Below are 17,219 nucleotides of genomic sequence, written 5' to 3' on the forward strand. Positions count from 1 at the left end.
TTTCACCTCATTACTTGTTCTCCATATGCTTCGCGCGCAATTGTCCACAGGCAGCAGCAATGTCACTACCTTGTTCACGACGTATGGTGGCATTAATTTTGCCCTTCTCAAGAATACGCTGGAAGGTGAAAATATCATCCCTAGGCGTACGTTTGAAATCCCGTTCGGCCACGAAATTCACAGGAATCAGATTCACGTGGCTAAGCGGCATATCCTTCAGCACTTGCGCTAGTTCCTCTGCATGTTCAGGCTGGTCATTCACTTCCCCCATAAGGGCATATTCAAACGTAATTCGTCTGCCGGTTTTGGCAATGTAATACTTACAAGCTTCGATTAAGTCAACGAAAGGAAATCTCCGATTGACCGGCATTAGCTTAGAACGAAGCTTATCGTTCGGAGCATGAATCGAAATCGCCAAATTCACTTGTAAATTCTCATCAGCGAACTTATAAATGTTCGGCACAATCCCACTCGTCGATACTGTGATATGACGTTGTCCAATGTTCAGACCTTTCGGGTGAATCATGACACGAAGGAAATTCATTGTCGCTTCATAATTTTCAAAAGGCTCGCCAATACCCATAATGACGATGGAAGAGATTCGCTCCTCTGACTCATCCAGCAATTTCTGGGCTTTAACAACTTGGGCCACAATCTCACCTGGTCTCAAATCCCGCTTCAAACCGCCCAACGTAGATGCACAAAACGTACACCCTACCCGGCATCCTACCTGCGTTGTTACGCAAATACTGTTGCCGTAGTTGTGCTTCATGACAACTGTTTCAATGGCATTCTTGTCTTCCAATTCAAATAAAAACTTGACCGTACCGTCCTGCGACTGATACTTGGCAATCTCTGTCAACGTAACGAACTCAAACTGATCCTTCAGTTTGTCCCGCAGCGTCTTCGGCAAGTTCGACATCTCATCGAAGCTGAATACCCGCTTTATATACAGCCAGTCAAAAATTTGTCCAGCACGAAACGAGGACTCGCCGTTCTCTTTCACCCAGCTCTGCCACTCATCCCAATTTAAATCATACACAAATGGTTTCACATTCTCACTGACTTTACTAGTCACATTTATCACAACCTGTTGTTATTTCGTCTATTTTTTTGCTAATCGTATGTTATTTTATCACAAAGCGAGAACGAACACACGTCCCCGTGGTTAGCAGCAGCGGTCGATAGGCATTTGCGTGGCCGAGTAACCGTCAACACCAACCCAGACTACCCGAGCATTACCTGCAAAAAGTGCAGTTGATTAGATGAAATCAGCTTAATTTCCCGGTTCCCTCGAAATTAACTGTAGTAAATACAGTTAAAGCAAGAAGAACCGTTGCTTAGCCTACGGCTGACAAGCTATACACGTTTGCGCAGCCGTGCGATGAAGAAACCGTCGGAATGAAACTGCTGCGGCAGGATTTGCACCATACCGGCTGCGGCAGCCGCAGGGTCAATGCTTGCGAAAACATCCGCCGGCAGCGGTGCTAGCTCAAACTCGCTATGCTCGGTGAGGAAGCGCTCAACCATGCCCGCGTTCTCTGCATGCTCAATCGTGCACGTGCTGTAGACCAGCACGCCGCCCGGCTTGAGCAGCCTATGCACTTTGCTCAGAATAGCATGCTGCAATTCGCTAATCGCGTCAATCTCCGCCTCCTGCTTCGCCCACTTAAGGTCAGGCTTGCGGCGAATGACCCCAAGGCCCGAGCAGGGCGCATCGAGCAGGATGCGGTCAAATGACTCCGCCGCAAAATGTTCGTCCAGCTTCGCAGCATCCATCACCAGCGTCTGGATCGACGTCAGTCCCAGACGCTCCGCTTGATCTGCGATCAGCTTCTGCTTGTGCTCATGCAGATCACAAGCCCAGATCTTGCCCACATCGTCCATCATCTCGGCGATATGCGCGGTCTTGCCGCCAGGGGCGGCGCAGCAGTCCAGCACCGTCATGCCTGGACGCGGATCCAGAGCCTCGGCGACGAGCATCGAGCTCTCGTCTTGAATCGAGAAGTCCCCATGCTGGAAGCCGGGGACTAATGCCATGTTCCCGGCCCCCTGCACGAGGATGCCGGCCGGGGACAGCTCTGACGATTCCGCGCTGAGGCCGCTGCCTTGGAGCTGCTCCAGCAGCTCCAAGCGACTGCGGCGCCTCGCGTTCGCGCGAATGCTGACGTGCGGCGGCTCATTGTTCGCCGCACAGATCTGTTCCGTCAGCTCGGCACCCAGCTGACGGATCCACCGGCGCACGAGCCATTCCGGATGGGAATGGCTCAGCGCGATGCGCTTCACGTCGCCGAGCGCAGCCGGCAGCGTGAGCTCGGCTTTGCTGCGGATCACCGCGCGGAGCACGCCGTTGACCATGCCCGAGATGCCTTGATGGCCTCGGCGCTTCGCGATATTGACCGCTTCGCTCACGACCGCATGGTCAGGGATGCGGTCCAAATAATGCAGCTGATAGAAGCTCAGCCGCAGCAAGCATCTCACCCAGGGCTCGAGCTTCGCGAGCCCCTTGCTGACGAAACGCTCCAAGAAGAAATCGATCGTATTTTTCCGTCCGATGGTCCCATAAACAAGCTCCGTCGCCAGTCCCGCATCCGCCCGTTCAAGAGCATGCTTTTGCAATACCTGGTTCAGCAGCAAATTGCTGTACGATTGATTTTCTTCAACTCGAATCAACACATCCAGCGCCGCATCACGGGCAGAATGCTTAACAGCGCTGCTCTTCGCAGCGCCTGAGGATGATTTTGGAGCAAAGGGCTTGCCGGCCCCCTGCGATTTCATAAGTCCGTATTGCGGACGATTTGGTTTTTGCGTTGACAAATCGAATACCTCATTTTTTAGTTGCTTTAGTTACTGTGTCCGAATACCGTACCAGCTGGGATTTGCACACCTCGTACGAACTCTGACACGGGCATCGCCTTTTTGCCTGAAGGTTGGATCTCAGTCAGCCACAGCGTACCTTCACCCGTCATCACTTCAATGCCCTGCTCACTACTGCCAAGTACAGTTCCAGGAACAGGTGCATCTCCGCTGATTCCAGAGAAGCTTCGGCTTCTTGGCTCCGAAGAACTTTTCGGATTCGCGCTCGCCCACACTTTCATAACTTCCCCGTTCCAGAGCGTGTAAGCGCCGGGGAAAGGGTTTAAGCCGCGTACTTGATTCCAAAGCTGGGCGGCAGAACGCGACCAATCGATCAATTCGTCCTCCCTGCGGATATTCGGAGAATAAATGGCATCTGCCTCATTTTGAGCGACAGCCTGGATACGTCCTGCCAGTAAATCAGGCAGTGTACGCTTAAGCAGATCAGCACCGGCTATGCTTAGCTTTTCAAATAATGAGCCCGTCGTATCCGTATCTTCAATCGGAAGCTCCACCTTTGAAATCATATCGCCGGTATCAAGACCTACGGCCATGTACATAATCGTAACGCCAGTTACGGCTTCCCCCCGAAGCACAGCGTGATGAATCGGCGCTCCGCCTCGATATTTGGGCAGTAGCGAAGCATGGATGTTAATACACCCGTACTGCGGCAGGTCCAAAACCGCTTTGGGCAAGATCTGTCCGTAAGCGGCTGTCACAATCAAATCCGGTTTTAATTGTCTCAAAAGCTCAACCGAATCCGCTTGACGCAATTTCTCCGGCTGAAGGACCGGAATCCCATGCTTTTCTGCTTCCACCTTAACCGGTGGCGGCGTCAGGACGCGCTTGCGTCCTTTCGGCCGATCCGGCTGTGTGACAACCGTCGTCACGTTATAGCCTTCCTCCAAGAGAAGACGCAAAGAGGGTACTGCGAAATCAGGCGTGCCCATGAAAATAATGTTCACTCGGAATCTTCCTCTTCTTCAGCCGTATACGTTTTGGTTGCAAGATCCGTAAACAGAACACCGTTCAAGTGATCAATTTCATGGAAAATGCAGCGAGCCAGCAAATCCGTACCCGTCACTTCAATCGGATTCCCATGACGATCTTGGCCTTTGGCCGTAACATGGAGCGGCCGAAGTACATCGCCGCGAAGTCCGGGAATACTTAAGCAGCCTTCCGGCCCCATTTGTTCACCACTTGAAGTGACAACCTCAGGATTGACCATTTCAATCAATCCACCGTGTTCTTCTCCGCAATCCATGACGATAACGCGTTTAAGAATACCGATTTGCGGGGCAGCAAGGCCTACGCCCTCAGCTTCATACATCGTGTCTGCCATATCATTAAGAAGTTTATGCAGATTGGAATTAAATTTCGTAACCGTGATGGCTTTCTCACGCAGCACTGGATCTGGATCTTTAACAATAATACGAATAGCCATAATGTGCACCTACCTTTGAAGTCTTCTCTATTTGGGGTTCATTACATCAAATATTGCGGGTCAACATCCACGCTAATCAGCAGCTTTTCTTTCGCTGAGCGCTCTTCAAACCAAGCTACTGCTTTAGCAACGATCTCTGCAGCCTGATCTTCCCCCCGATATTTTACCACGCATTGGAATCGATATCTATCTTTGATTCGCGAAATCGGCGATGCAACAGGTCCTAACACATCCATTTGAAAAGATTGATCCGTGGACAACGTGTTCGTAAACAAATCAACCTGTTGGGCCCGATACGGAAGAGCAATCTCTTTCAGTCTCGTTACAAAAGCCTCCGCAGAACGTACCAAGAGCGGGACTTGCTCATGCGAAAAAGTGACCAGAATCAAACGTTGATAAGGCGGATAGCCTAAATTTGCACGTATATCAAGCTCATGGTTCGCAAAAGCGATATAATCGTGCCTGCTTGCATATTGCACACTGTAATGTTCAGGTGTGTATGTCTGGACGAACACTTCTCCTTGCTTTTCATGACGACCCGCCCGGCCTGCAACCTGTGTTAATAACTGAAAAGTCCGCTCCGCTGAACGGAAATCCGGCAGATTAAGTACCGTATCCGCTGCAATAACCCCCACTAAGGTCACGTCAGGAAAATCCAGCCCTTTGGCTACCATCTGCGTGCCAAGCAGCACATCCGCCTGCTTCTCGCGAAACATCGTCAGCCATTTTTCATGTGAACCTTTCTCCGTCGTGGTATCTACATCCATGCGGATGACCCGAATCCCGGGGAAAATCTTACTAAGCTCCTCTTCAACACGCTGTGTTCCTGTTCCAAAATGACGAATATGCTCCGACTGACAGCTAGGACACTGCGTAACCTCACGCTCCGCATAGCCGCAATAATGACAACGCAGCATGCGCGAGCTTTGATGATAGGTTAGTGAAATATCACAATGCGGACATTGCGAGACGAAACCGCATGTACGGCACATAACGAACGTCGCATACCCACGCCGATTCAGCAGTAAAACAATCTGTTCTTTCTTTTGTAACCGATCTTCGATCGCTTTATACAAGGAACGGCTGAACATAGAACGATTTCCGTTTTTCAGCTCCTCACGCATATCAACAATAGCTACTGGGGGCATCGGTCGGCTGGCCACGCGTTCCCGCATCGTCAACAACCGAAAGGGAGGTTTATCCCTGTCGCGGCGTCGCCTTGTTTTCTCGATACTTTCAAGAGAAGGAGTTGCGGAACCGAGTACAACGACGGCGTTTTGCTGCTTCGCTCTTTGAACCGCCACATCACGGGTGTGATATTTGGGGCTCTCCTCTTGCTTATAGGAAGATTCGTGCTCTTCATCAATGATAATAAGGCCAATTCTCGTAAAAGGAGCAAAAATCGCCGAACGAGCGCCGATTACAACCTTCACTTGCTTACGCATAATTTTGCGCCATTCGTCGTACCGTTCACCATTCGATAACCGGCTGTGTAGGACGGCGACCAAATCGCCAAACCGCCCTTTAAATCTTTCTACCATCTGCGGCGTCAGTGAAATTTCAGGAACGAGCACAATCGCTTCTTTATCCATATCCAAGCACTGCTGAATGGATTGTAAATAGACTTCGGTTTTACCGCTGCCCGTAACCCCATGCAGCAGAAATACCTCATTCCGTTCCTCCGCTACAGCATCCCTAATTTCCGCAAAGACACTGCTCTGTTCTTCCGTTAAAGGAAGCGGCTTCGTCCGCGTGAAAGCACGACCCGCATAGGGGTCGCGCATCACTTCGACCTCACGCAGCTCAATCCACCCGCGATCCGCCAAGCTTTTGACCGTGCTTGCGCCGACCTCCACCGTTTCCATCAGCTCCGTAAGCCGAATCGCGTGTGGATGCTCCATCAAATATCGCAGCACATCCTGCTGTTTGTTAGCTCTGGCAGGAAGCTCGGCCAAAGCCTCTTCCAATCCACTGCCTCCAACTGGAGGGAAAACGGTCAATGCCTTCTTGGTGTTCATTCGGTCTTTGACCACTTGTACTTCCGTTAGGATACCTGCGCTCAGCAGTTGTTTAATGAGGGCGCCGTCAGTTGCAAAACGCTCCATCAAAGCATCCATCGAGACTGAACCTTTGGACTTAACGAAACTAACAATCTCTTGGAGATCCGACATGTCCAGCAGCGATTGCTCGCCAGACTCCTCCCCGACCCCAATCGCACGTTCATATTTCGCTTTAAGCGCAGCGGGCAGCATCGCCTGAAGTGCCGTAACTTCATGGCACAAGTACATGCGGCTGACCCACCTCCCCAGACTCACAAGTTCCTCCGTGAGCGGAGGAACCAAGTCCAGGACGTTCTGAATCGGCTTAATGCGAGTCACATCCACCTGCGTTTCCTCAAGCAGTTCGACGACAAAGCCTTGCAGCACCCGAGGGCCGAAAGGTACGCCAACGCGACTGCCCACTTCAACCCATTTGCTCAGTGATGCGGGTACTTCATAGTCGAATGCCCGGTTCGTTTGTTTCGCTGGGACATCGACAATGACTTTGGCGTACATCAGGATTCCCCCGCTGCGGTATGCATACGATCCGCCGCAAGCTCGAGCAGTCTACGTGCCACATCTTTCTTACTTTGTATAGGAAGGGCCTCTACAAGCCCATTACGATCATAGAACCGGACCACGTTCGTATCTCCGCTAAAGCCCGCACCCTCCTGTGATACATCATTACCAACGATGAGATCACAGTTTTTACGGTTCAGCTTGTCCATCGCATGCTCGTCTAAACGTTCCGTCTCCGCAGCAAACCCGATGATGAACTGATGCTTTTTGAGCATACCGATTTCCTGTAAAATATCCGGATTTTTAACCAGCTCTAGCGTTAGCGATTCCGACTTCTTTTTGATCTTTTGCTCTGAAATAACCGTTGGGCGGTAATCGGCAACCGCAGCGGCCTTAACAATGAGGTTACTCTCATCCAAATGAGCTAGCACGGCCTCTCTCATATCCAAAGCAGACTGAACATTGATAAGCTGAACGCCATCAGGCGCGGATAAAGCGGATGGTCCTGATATCAACGTCACCTTGGCTCCCATACGCACCGCTTCTTCAGCGATAGCGTAGCCCATTTTGCCGGAGGAGTCATTCGTAATGTACCGTACCGGATCAATACGTTCAACGGTGCCACCGGCAGTCACAAGGACACGTTGTCCTTCTAAGCGCCTTGGCTCCCCCTTAAAATACTGCTCAACCGCAGCAAGAATCTCCTCAGGTTCAGCAAGCCGTCCTTTTCCAACGTAACCGCAAGCTAATTGCCCTTCTCCCGGTTCAATAAACCGCACTCCACGGCTTAGCAAGGTCTGCATATTATGCTGTACAGCTGGATTCGCATACATATGCACGTTCATTGCAGGCGCTACCCATATCGGTGCCATGGTTGCAAGCAGCGTCGTACTGAGCATATCATCGCCAAGACCAAGCGCTAGCTTGCCAATCATATTCGCCGTTGCAGGCGCAACAAGCACGAGGTCAGCACTATCCGCCAAGTTGATATGCGATACAACCGAAGGGTCTTTCTCATCAAAGGTATCCACAAAAACATGATGACGTGACAGCGTTTGAAACGTTAACGGCGCTACGAATTCAACAGCTGATTTGGTCATAATAACACGCACAATTGCACCAGCTTGTGTCAATTTACTCGTTAAAGCAGCAGCCTTATAAGCGGCAATGCCTCCGCATACGCCGAGCACAATCGTTTTACCATGCAGTACACTCATAGGTATCCCCTTTCTACGCACAATTTGAGAAAAAAATAACAACCACTAGGGTTGTTGGGTAAACCAATTTATTTCTTCTGATATTTCTCAGTCTCTGTCGTCTCAATTTTTTCATAACCGATGTAGTTACCATATAGCTCTTCTAACGCAACACCAACATGTTTGTGGGCCTTTTGGCCTTTCAAATTTGATTTAGCGCCATCACGCAAGGATCTTGCTCTTTTGGAAGCAGCTACAACCAGTGAATACTTGCTATCCACGATATCAAGCAGTTTATCAATTGAAGGGTATAGCATTCAATTCACCTCATCCATCCATTGTACGATTTTTGGATACATCCGATCTTTTTTGCAATGTTCTGCTAAGAGAATCGCTTGTATTTTGGAACAAGCCGTTTCTACATGGTCATTCACAATCGCATAGTCATAGTGCTCCATCAAGCGAATTTCGTCTATAGCCACCGACATGCGGCTGCGAATGACTTCATCCGTCTCCGTACCACGCGTTACAATGCGATTCTCAAGCTCATCTAGAGAAGGCGGCAGCAAGAAAATGAAAACACCTTCGGAAAACTTTTGTTTAACTTGCAGAGCACCCTGCACTTCGATTTCCAAGATGACATCTTGACCGGAGCGCAGCGTTTCCTCAACAAAACGTCTCGGAGTGCCGTAGAAGTTACCTACATATTCAGCCCATTCCAACACTTCATCCGTTTCGATCATCTGTTGAAATTGCTCCCGTGTTTTGAAGAAATAGTTCACACCATCCACTTCCCCTTGTCTAGGAGAACGGGTTGTGGCCGATACCGAGTAGACGATATCCGGTGAGCACTTGCGCAGCGCGGCGCAAACGGTTCCCTTGCCGACACCGGAAGGACCGGATAGAACAATCAGAATGCCTCTCTCACGCTCAAGGGTATTCGTATTACTCGTCATGATCATCGTCCTTGTTGGAAAGTCTATGCGCTACCGTCTCTGGTTGTACTGCCGACAAAATCACATGGTCGCTGTCAGTGATAATAACGGCACGGGTTCTTCTACCATATGTAGCGTCAATTAGCATGTGACGATCACGCGCTTCTTGAATGATCCTCTTGATCGGAGCCGATTCCGGACTTACGATCGAGATAATGCGGTTCGCCGATACGATGTTGCCGAACCCGATATTAATTAATTTGATAGCCATTACGACTTCCTCCTCGCGAAGCTCCATGCCGCTTCACTCGATATTCTGTATTTGTTCGCGCATCTTCTCAAGCTCTGCTTTCATCGTAATCACTCTAGCCGTAGGCTCCGAGTGATTGGACTTGGATCCGATCGTGTTCACTTCTCGATTCATTTCTTGGATCAAGAAATCCAACTTTCGTCCAACAGGCTCTTTCTCTGTAAGCAATTGATCACATTGCTCAAAATGACTTTTCAGTCGAGTTAATTCCTCATCCACATTCGAACGATCTGCGAATATCGCAATTTCTGTCGCTAAGCGCTGCTCATCCACAGGCGTCTGATCCTGTAGAAGAGACTGAATTCTGTTCGTCATCTTAGCCGCATAGTCTTGAACCACCTGAGGTGCCAAAGCTTCCAATTCCACATGGATTCGCTTCAGTTCCGCCAAGCGCTCACGAATATCTTGCTCCAGAAACGCTCCTTCCCGCAGCCGCATGTCGGATAATCTGGCAACGGCCTCCTGCAAGCAGGCGCATAATTCCTGTTCAATCTCTTCATCAGGTTCCTTACGCGACTCCTTCATCTGAATGAGATCCGGAAGTTTCAATAAATCATTGAGCTCGACCTGCTCGGCATACCCATAACGCTCCTTCAACTGCTCCGCAGCCTGTAAATAGGCATCTGCCAAAGCAAAGTTAACCGTTACGCTCTTCGGGGAAGCCGTTTCACGTTCCGCCGTGACGAAGACGTCTACCCGTCCTCTCTTCACCGCTTGCAGCACCGTTTTCTTCAAAGCGTCTTCAAAAGCCGCCCATTCCTTCGGCAGTCGAATCGACACTTCACTATACCTATGATTGACCGATTTCACATCGATAAACACGTTGTATCCCGCAAAAGAACGATTCGCTTGTCCGAATCCGGTCATACTGCAAATCATCCTTATCACATCCATTAACCTATTTTAATTCATTTTGAAAGTGGGTACAAGTGGAAATCATGCCGATTCGACTTTTCCCATACATACTTGGTCAGGTCTACGCACATCTCATAGGCCAGAAAAGGGGTCATCAGATAGATGCCATTAAAGAAAGGCATTGCTGCATCCAGCAGCTCTTTGGCAATCTCAACGCCCATTGCCCGCCCTTCTGAACCTTTGAGTCCATTCATGCGTTCTCTCACTTCATCGGACAACCGAATACCTGGAACTTCATTGTGCAGATATTCAGCGTTCCCTCCGCTAGCCAGCGGAGCAATACCTATGAAAATCGGTATATTTAAATGCTTCGTCGCTTCATAAATTTGTTCAATCAGCTTGGCGTCGTAAACGGGCTGCGTCATGATGTAATCGGCGCCTGCCTCAATTTTGCGTTCCAAGCGCTGAACCGCTTTGTCCAGATGCTTCACATTCGGATTAAAAGCAGCCCCTACAACGAAGTTGGCCTTCTGCTTTAGCGGCTTACCCGAGAAGGCAATGCCTTCATTAAGCTGCTTAATCATCCGAATAATCTCGAATGAGGTCAGATCGTAAACGGAGCTAGACCCAGGGAGATCGCCGAATTTGGCGGGATCGCCGGTCACGGCCAGCACGTGGTCGATGCCCAGCGCGTGAAGACCCATCAGATGGGACTGTGTCCCAATCATGTTGCGGTCACGGCACGCGATGTGGATCAGCGGACGCGCGCTTAAGCGTTCCTGCACGAGGTAACCGAGGGCCAGATTGCTCATGCGCGTCACGGCCAGTGAATTGTCGGCCATCGTAATGGCGTCGACATGCGCATCCTGCAGGGCCTTCGACCCCTGCATAAATTTCTCGATGTCGAGATCCCGAGGGGGATCCAGCTCGACAATGACGGTTTTGCGCTGCTTCACGATTTCGAGCAGCGAAGGTTTGCCTGCCGGCGGCGCAGGCTTCGCCGGAGCGGGCTCGCTCACGCGCACAGGTCGCGCCGAGGCCATCGTACCAGGCGCTGCCGGGACGTAGCCTTGCAGCGCATTGGCGACGGCGGCGATATGCTCCGGCGTGGTGCCGCAGCAGCCGCCGATGATGCGCGCGCCGAGGTCGGCGAAGCGCAGCGCGCTCTCAGCGAAGTACTGAGGCGTCGCCGCATAGGTGTAGTGCCCGTCGACGTAGTCAGGCAGCCCCGCGTTCGGGAACGCGGAGAACGGGATGCCAGCGATCGGAGTTAACTTCTCCATCGAACGGAGAATCCCGTTCGGGCCGACGCGGCAGTTGAAGCCGATGACGTCAGCCCCGTCGTTGCGTAACCGTTGGAACGCTTCTTGCAGCGGAACGCCGTCCTGTGTGCTGCCGGTGCCTTCGTTAGCGAACTGACAAATGACAGGCAGCTCACTCATGCTGCGAATGATGCGCAGCGCAAGCTGCAGCTCTTCCAAGTCGTAGAAAGTCTCAAGCAAAAGCCCGTCCACAGGCGAATCCAGTAAGATGCCAATCTGCTCGCGGAGTGATTCCTCAACATCCGTCGTACGAACGTTTTTGCGCTTGCCCGCACGAATAGATCCAATAGCCCCAACGACATATGCTTCGTCGCCAACCGCTTTTCTGGCTAGCTCAACACCTGCGCGGTTAATGGCTTCAACATCGCCTTCTAGTCCGTACTTGGATAATTTTTCGCGATTAGCCGAGAATGTATTCGTTTCAATAAGACGCGCACCTGCCTCAAAATAACGGCGGTGCACGTCAGCAACCGTTTCCGGTCTAAGCAAATTCAATTCTTCATAAGAAATGCCGACAGGAAATCCCATCTGATATAAATAAGTCCCCATAGCGCCGTCACCGACCAAAATGTCCCGCTGCAGCGCCGTACGAAGATCCAATTTCATGATAAATTCCCCACCTACTAAAAAATGTAATTAACTTAAACCGTGCCCGTAAACACTTCTTCCGCAGGTCCAGTCATATAAACATGGTTATCCGCTTCATTCCATTCAATAAACAACTCTCCGCCTTTGAGCGAAACCGTCGCTTCGCGATCCGTTAAACCGTTTAACACAGAGGATACAAGCGTTGCACAAGCGCCAGTTCCGCAAGCAAGTGTAGGACCTGCTCCCCGTTCCCAAACGCGCATATCCGTGTAAGCACGATTTTTCACCGTTACGAATTCAACATTGATTTTACGCGGGAACATCGGATGAACTTCAAGCTTCGGCCCCCATGTGGCAAGATCGAAATTCACAGCATCCTCCACATAAATGACACAGTGCGGATTCCCCATCGAAACAGCTGTAAAACGAAATTCTTTCCCGTCAACTTCAATCGGGTAATTGATAACTTTAGCTTCATCGACCGTAGTTGGGACTTGAAGGCCTTTCAGGATCGGTTGACCCATATCTACGCGAACAGTCCGAACTTTGCCATCTTGTACATTTAATTGGACCTTTTGTACGCCTGCGCCAAGTGTTTCAACGGTAATCTCCGTTTTATCAATTAGCTTATGATCGTATACATATTTAGAAACGCAGCGGATGGCATTGCCGCATTGCTCGGCTTCAGATCCGTCGGAGTTTATAATGCGCATTTTGAAATCAGCATTGTCAGAAGGAAGAATATAGACAATACCGTCGGCTCCAATACTAAAAAAACGATTGCACAGCTGGATCGCACGCTGATCTGCATCAGCAGGAAGTTCATTCTCACCAGCTACTACGATAAAATCGTTGCCTAGACCATGCATTTTTGTGAAATTCATTGTTAATAGCACTCCCAGTATGCGGTTTAGCCATTATCATAGCGTAAAAGCTTCAAGATGCATAGTCTTTTTGACACAAAAGGTCAATAGAATGGGGTTTAAAGCACTTATTAGGAATATCTTTTCCTCTTGATTAAAGCAATCCCTAGAAGCAATAAGGGGAAGAAAAGTCCAAAAGTTAGGGCAAACAACGGCCAAATCTTGATGTCAAATGATATTAGATAGCTTATATTGGGTGAAATGATGATGGAAGCAGAATAGAGGATCATTCCCATAGGTAGTGCCATTGATCGATAATCGGAAAGTTTCAAAGTCTGTGAAAGACTAGAGATTAATATATAAAAACAAAGAATCAACTTTAGAAAAATGCTTATAAACCAAATAGCGGCTATGATAACCTCAACTCTCTGAATGATTTCGGTTATTTTAATTTTTTTGGCCAATTCAAAGCTTGAATACAAATTGCTGGCCGTGTTCTCCGCTCCCAAAACTAAAAGGCAGAGAAATGTAATGACGAACAAAATGAGTCCTCCATTGAACGTTCCCTTCAAAAATGCTCTTCCTGCTGCCTTTGGCTCCTTCACAAGCGGAAAGATCATCAAAAATAGAATAAGTTCCATGAAGGGGAAAGCAATATAGGGGTAAGAGGCGTTTAGAACGGGCTTTATTCCTTTTGCCAAAATCGGTTGCAGATGTTTGAATTCAAAATTGGGGACGAGCAAAATGACGAACAGAACAAAAAGAATAAGAATCCATGGATAAAAAAGGTCCACGGTACGGGCTATGTTGGAAGGGCCATAACGCACACCTATAACTACAATGCATAGATATACGATATGTATCGCTTGAATCGGAGTTTCCGGTAATAAGGCAGAGGTTAGAAAATCACCGAGATTTCGCAAGACGAGAGTAGTTAAAATGAAACAGTAAAAAACCATCAACAAAGACACGCATGAACCAAGCCAAGAACCTAAAATGTCTCGACTTAATTCCACCAAGCTCCTGCCGGGATACAGATGGCCAAGCGCATTGTATATCCACACAAGTAAAAGACCAGCTATAATGCCGACAATAGCGGAAATCCAAGCATCTTGTTTAGCTTCAGAAGCAAGTATCGTCGGAATCAATATGATGGAGGTACCAATAATAAAGATGGACACCATTTTTTTAAATTGATTGGCTTGAATCATCTCGTTTTCCAACATTGGGTTCACAGTCTCGCTTTCATATTAGCCTATCCGCCTTTGCTGATGGGTCCATAAATTTTCTTAATCCATTCTAAAGGTGTTTGGACTTCTACTCCCAAACTCACTGTTATACCTAATGTAAGCCCGGCAAAAAGCAAGATAAAAAATGTCCATAGCTCCCTGCGCTTTTTACTTTTCATAAGTGATGGCACTTCGATAACTATCATCATGATACTAATCGCCAAAAACGCAGCTACACGCCACAATGGATGCTACTCCCCCATTCTTTCGTAAAAAGATTTTGATGTTTTAAACATTTGCTTGATTTTCACTTCGATTTGAACATCTACTTGCAACGAGGACATCCTTTCATCCCAATTATCTTTTGCCTTCTCCCAATATTCAGGGAAATTACGTTCGACTTCTTCGCCAAATCCGAAAATATCAGACTTATACTGGGTTTGTACCGTTTTTATCGCAGCTAGAATGGAAGCCTTTATTTTGTTTTGCGTTAATTGTTCCATTTGTAAGATGGAAGACGGCTTCGTTAAGTCCATGGGACATTGAGCGTCGGTCACTGCACCTTCCGCTTTTATTTTCAGGCTAATAATAGGCTTCCCATTTTTCATGACAACCTGCGTTTTGTTCTTGGTACGCATTAACTCCACCGTCATGTGGTTCTCTTCATTAGGACAAGTCAGCAGAACTGCAGTGCTTTTCACCTCCCCTTGGGTATAATTAAATCCCATGCTTTCCTCCTCGTTTAACCAACCCAAAAGCTTATCTTTTTTGAAAACAGCGATCCCGAAGTATTTGATTCGGGCAGGCGAGAAAATTTTTTCTACATTCCCTTTATCATTGCCGACCTGGGGGTCACCATTTAGCGTAATTCCTGTCAACACGGCTTCCTTTCCTTTACTGATGATATTAGAAGTAAAATCGTCAATTTTAACCGCTGCAGTCGCCCCCCATGCTTTCGATGAGACTTCTAGGGAAGCATTCATTTTCGTGGCCGGCGTTTTTTCCAAAGGGGTGAACACTTTAAGAATGTCTTGCGCCTCAGCTCCCCGAGCAATGATGACATAAAAGTCTTTGCGATATTCATGATCTCTTGAGATGTGATCCAGTACCCGACCCACGCCCTCCCTTGCGAATTTTTCTCCGAAAATAAGGATCTGCATTTGTCCTACATAGATTTTTCTTGTGCTTCTCGTCGTCATTCTTCTTGCCACCTCCTGAAATCCGTCTCCCTTTTCTTGAAACAAAGTGACCGGAGCAACGGAAGAAGAACCTCCCTCTTTACCCGAAATGGCTCCCGCGTTCAGAATCTGATTGGAAATCATAATTTGCTTGCCATTCTTATCCACACCAATAGCAACGGTAACTGCGAGATCATTCAACTCGCGACGATTCCAACACCCGGTTATAAGCACCATGCAAACGAGAGTAACAAACGTTACATAAAGACTTCTTTTCGTATTAAACTCTCCCTTCAGGGTCTGGGTCCGTTGTAGACGAATGACTCTGACGAATCTGGTTTTGCTTACTCGCAGTCACAGGACGTGCATTCATTTTCCACCAAGGAACACGTATCCCCCCATCTTTTAAATCATCTGTTAAAACAGGAGCGTATGGAGACATGTAGGGAACTCCAAAAGAATTTAATTGACAGAGATGTTGGGCGATCGCGATGATCCCTGCAATGATACCAAACAAACCGAAGGAAGCCGCTAGGATCATAATCCCAAATCGTAAAATTCGAATGGGAATAGCCATGTTGTAGGCCGGAATTGTAAAACTGGCAATCGCGGTGATGGAGACAACGATCACCATGGCGGCCGATACGATTCCGGCTTGTACGGCTGCTTGACCAATGACCAGCGCTCCAACAATGGAGATCGACTGTCCAACTGCTCTAGGTAACCGGACTCCTGCCTCGCGCAAAAGTTCGAAGGTTAATTCCATCATTAAAGCTTCAACAAATGCGGGGAATGGTATTCCTTCCCGCTGAGCCGAAAGACTAATCAATAATCGCGGAGGCAGCATGTCATGATGAAACGTTGTAATCGCAATGTACAAGGGGGGTCCCAGCAGGGCAATCAGCAAAGCTGAATACCGCAGAAGACGCAATAGGGTAGAAATATCGGAACGCTGATAATAGTCTTCCGCAGACTGAAAAAATTGCGGAAATATAGCTGGAACCAAGAGAACAAACGGCGTCCCGTCCACAAGAATCGCAACACGCCCCTCCAAAAGTCCAGCCGCAATCACATCAGGTCTTTCAGTGTTATAGATCGTGGGAAAAAGTGTAAATGTCTTATCCTGAATCAATTCCTCGATATAGCCGCTTTCCAAGATGCCATCTATTTGAATACGTCCAATTCTGTCACGAACCTCTTTCACCACGTGGTCTTTTACTATGCCATTGATGTATACAATAGAAACGCTGGTTTTCGTGATTCGACCGACAATAAATCCCTCTATCCAGAGGTTAGGATTTTTAATCTTTCGCCGAATTAATGCAATATTTGTTGTTATATTTTCAGTGAATCCATCCTTGGGACCTCGTATCACCGTTTGGGAGCTCGGCTCCTGAATGGGGCGATCTTCCCAGCCTTTTGAAGTAATGATTAAACCCTGATCATAGCCTTGGCATAAGAGAACGGTGTCTCCACACAAAATACCTGACAGCAGCATATCTAGGTTTAATCCATCATGAATTCCGCCAACGGGCAGCAGCAGCTGTTTAAATTCATCTAAATGATTTCCTTCTGGCGATTGTAGACCCGAGAAATGCTGGTTCTGATCTAATGCCATCAGGGGTTCTATTATAAATTGATTAATTAATTTGACATCGGCTAGCCCACTAGCATAGATAATGGCCACTTCGACAGCGTTGGAACCCTCGGAACGCCATTCTCTAACCACGATATCCGCGCTGTTTCCAAAAGTCTGTTTGATCCTTTGAATGTTTTCCTTAAGATCCTTTTTTAAACTCAGTGAATCATCGTCGCCTGGTTTTTGCTTATGATGGGTTAGCACACTTAATTTGAACTTATTGGATAAAAATTTAATAATTCCCAT

Annotated in this window: 16 protein-coding genes; all 16 read right to left on the reverse strand. The window is 48.3% G+C overall.

Annotated elements, in window-relative coordinates; all coding sequences use genetic code 11:
- Positions 1-10 precede the first annotated feature (10 nt).
- Positions 11-1,054, reverse strand: a complete 1,044-nt coding sequence (rlmN, locus tag QFZ77_RS26020) for a dual-specificity RNA methyltransferase RlmN (protein WP_373462770.1) — start codon at positions 1,052-1,054, stop codon at positions 11-13.
- Positions 1,055-1,359: 305 nt separating this feature from the next.
- Positions 1,360-2,778: a 16S rRNA (cytosine(967)-C(5))-methyltransferase RsmB gene (gene rsmB / locus QFZ77_RS26025; RefSeq protein ID WP_307449857.1), complete on the reverse strand. Its 1,419-nt coding sequence runs from the start codon at positions 2,776-2,778 to the stop codon at positions 1,360-1,362.
- A 65-nt stretch (positions 2,779-2,843) separates the two neighbouring features.
- A complete protein-coding gene (fmt, locus tag QFZ77_RS26030; protein ID WP_307443759.1) occupies positions 2,844-3,821 on the reverse strand; it encodes a methionyl-tRNA formyltransferase in 978 nt (325 codons plus the stop codon).
- The gene (gene def / locus QFZ77_RS26035; protein ID WP_307443760.1) at positions 3,818-4,300 is read right to left on the reverse strand and encodes a peptide deformylase; all 483 of its coding nucleotides are present in this window, start codon (positions 4,298-4,300) and stop codon (positions 3,818-3,820) included. Before def ends, fmt begins: the two co-directional genes overlap by 4 nt.
- Before the next feature lie 41 nt (positions 4,301-4,341).
- A complete protein-coding gene (gene priA / locus QFZ77_RS26040) occupies positions 4,342-6,855 on the reverse strand; it encodes a primosomal protein N' (protein WP_307443763.1) in 2,514 nt (837 codons plus the stop codon).
- Complete coding sequence (gene coaBC / locus QFZ77_RS26045; protein ID WP_307443765.1) at positions 6,855-8,075, reverse strand: bifunctional phosphopantothenoylcysteine decarboxylase/phosphopantothenate--cysteine ligase CoaBC; 1,221 nt, start codon at positions 8,073-8,075, stop codon at positions 6,855-6,857. Before coaBC ends, priA begins: the two co-directional genes overlap by 1 nt.
- Before the next feature lie 68 nt (positions 8,076-8,143).
- On the reverse strand, positions 8,144-8,371 hold the full coding sequence (gene rpoZ / locus QFZ77_RS26050) for a DNA-directed RNA polymerase subunit omega (RefSeq protein ID WP_171648715.1): 228 nt from the start codon (positions 8,369-8,371) through the stop codon (positions 8,144-8,146).
- Positions 8,372-9,010 carry a guanylate kinase gene (gmk, locus tag QFZ77_RS26055; RefSeq protein WP_307443767.1) on the reverse strand — a complete coding sequence of 213 codons (639 nt, stop codon included), beginning with the start codon at positions 9,008-9,010 and terminating at the stop codon, positions 8,372-8,374.
- Positions 9,000-9,260 carry an extracellular matrix/biofilm regulator RemA gene (gene remA, locus QFZ77_RS26060; protein ID WP_009672664.1) on the reverse strand — a complete coding sequence of 87 codons (261 nt, stop codon included), beginning with the start codon at positions 9,258-9,260 and terminating at the stop codon, positions 9,000-9,002. Before remA ends, gmk begins: the two co-directional genes overlap by 11 nt.
- Positions 9,261-9,293: 33 nt before the next feature.
- On the reverse strand, positions 9,294-10,166 hold the full coding sequence (locus tag QFZ77_RS26065) for a YicC/YloC family endoribonuclease (protein ID WP_307443811.1): 873 nt from the start codon (positions 10,164-10,166) through the stop codon (positions 9,294-9,296).
- Positions 10,167-10,207: 41 nt separating this feature from the next.
- A complete protein-coding gene (locus QFZ77_RS26070) occupies positions 10,208-12,082 on the reverse strand; it encodes a bifunctional homocysteine S-methyltransferase/methylenetetrahydrofolate reductase (protein ID WP_307443813.1) in 1,875 nt (624 codons plus the stop codon).
- A gap of 35 nt (positions 12,083-12,117) precedes the next feature.
- Entirely contained in the window at positions 12,118-12,948 is an 831-nt protein-coding gene (dapF, locus tag QFZ77_RS26075) for a diaminopimelate epimerase (RefSeq protein WP_307443817.1), read from the reverse strand.
- 110 nt (positions 12,949-13,058) lie between these two features.
- Positions 13,059-14,153 (reverse strand): GerAB/ArcD/ProY family transporter, encoded by a 1,095-nt coding sequence (locus tag QFZ77_RS26080; protein WP_307449859.1) that lies wholly within the window; start codon positions 14,151-14,153, stop codon positions 13,059-13,061.
- A gap of 29 nt (positions 14,154-14,182) precedes the next feature.
- The gene (locus QFZ77_RS26085) at positions 14,183-14,401 is read right to left on the reverse strand and encodes a hypothetical protein (RefSeq protein WP_307443820.1); all 219 of its coding nucleotides are present in this window, start codon (positions 14,399-14,401) and stop codon (positions 14,183-14,185) included.
- Between the two features lie 6 nt (positions 14,402-14,407).
- Positions 14,408-15,688 carry a Ger(x)C family spore germination protein gene (locus tag QFZ77_RS26090; RefSeq protein ID WP_307449862.1) on the reverse strand — a complete coding sequence of 427 codons (1,281 nt, stop codon included), beginning with the start codon at positions 15,686-15,688 and terminating at the stop codon, positions 14,408-14,410.
- Positions 15,615-17,219, reverse strand: a complete 1,605-nt coding sequence (locus QFZ77_RS26095) for a spore germination protein (RefSeq protein ID WP_307443823.1) — start codon at positions 17,217-17,219, stop codon at positions 15,615-15,617. Before QFZ77_RS26095 ends, QFZ77_RS26090 begins: the two co-directional genes overlap by 74 nt.

Origin of the sequence: Paenibacillus sp. V4I3, from assembly GCF_030817215.1 — a bacterium.
Taxonomy (GTDB): Bacteria; Bacillota; Bacilli; order Paenibacillales; family NBRC-103111; genus Paenibacillus_E.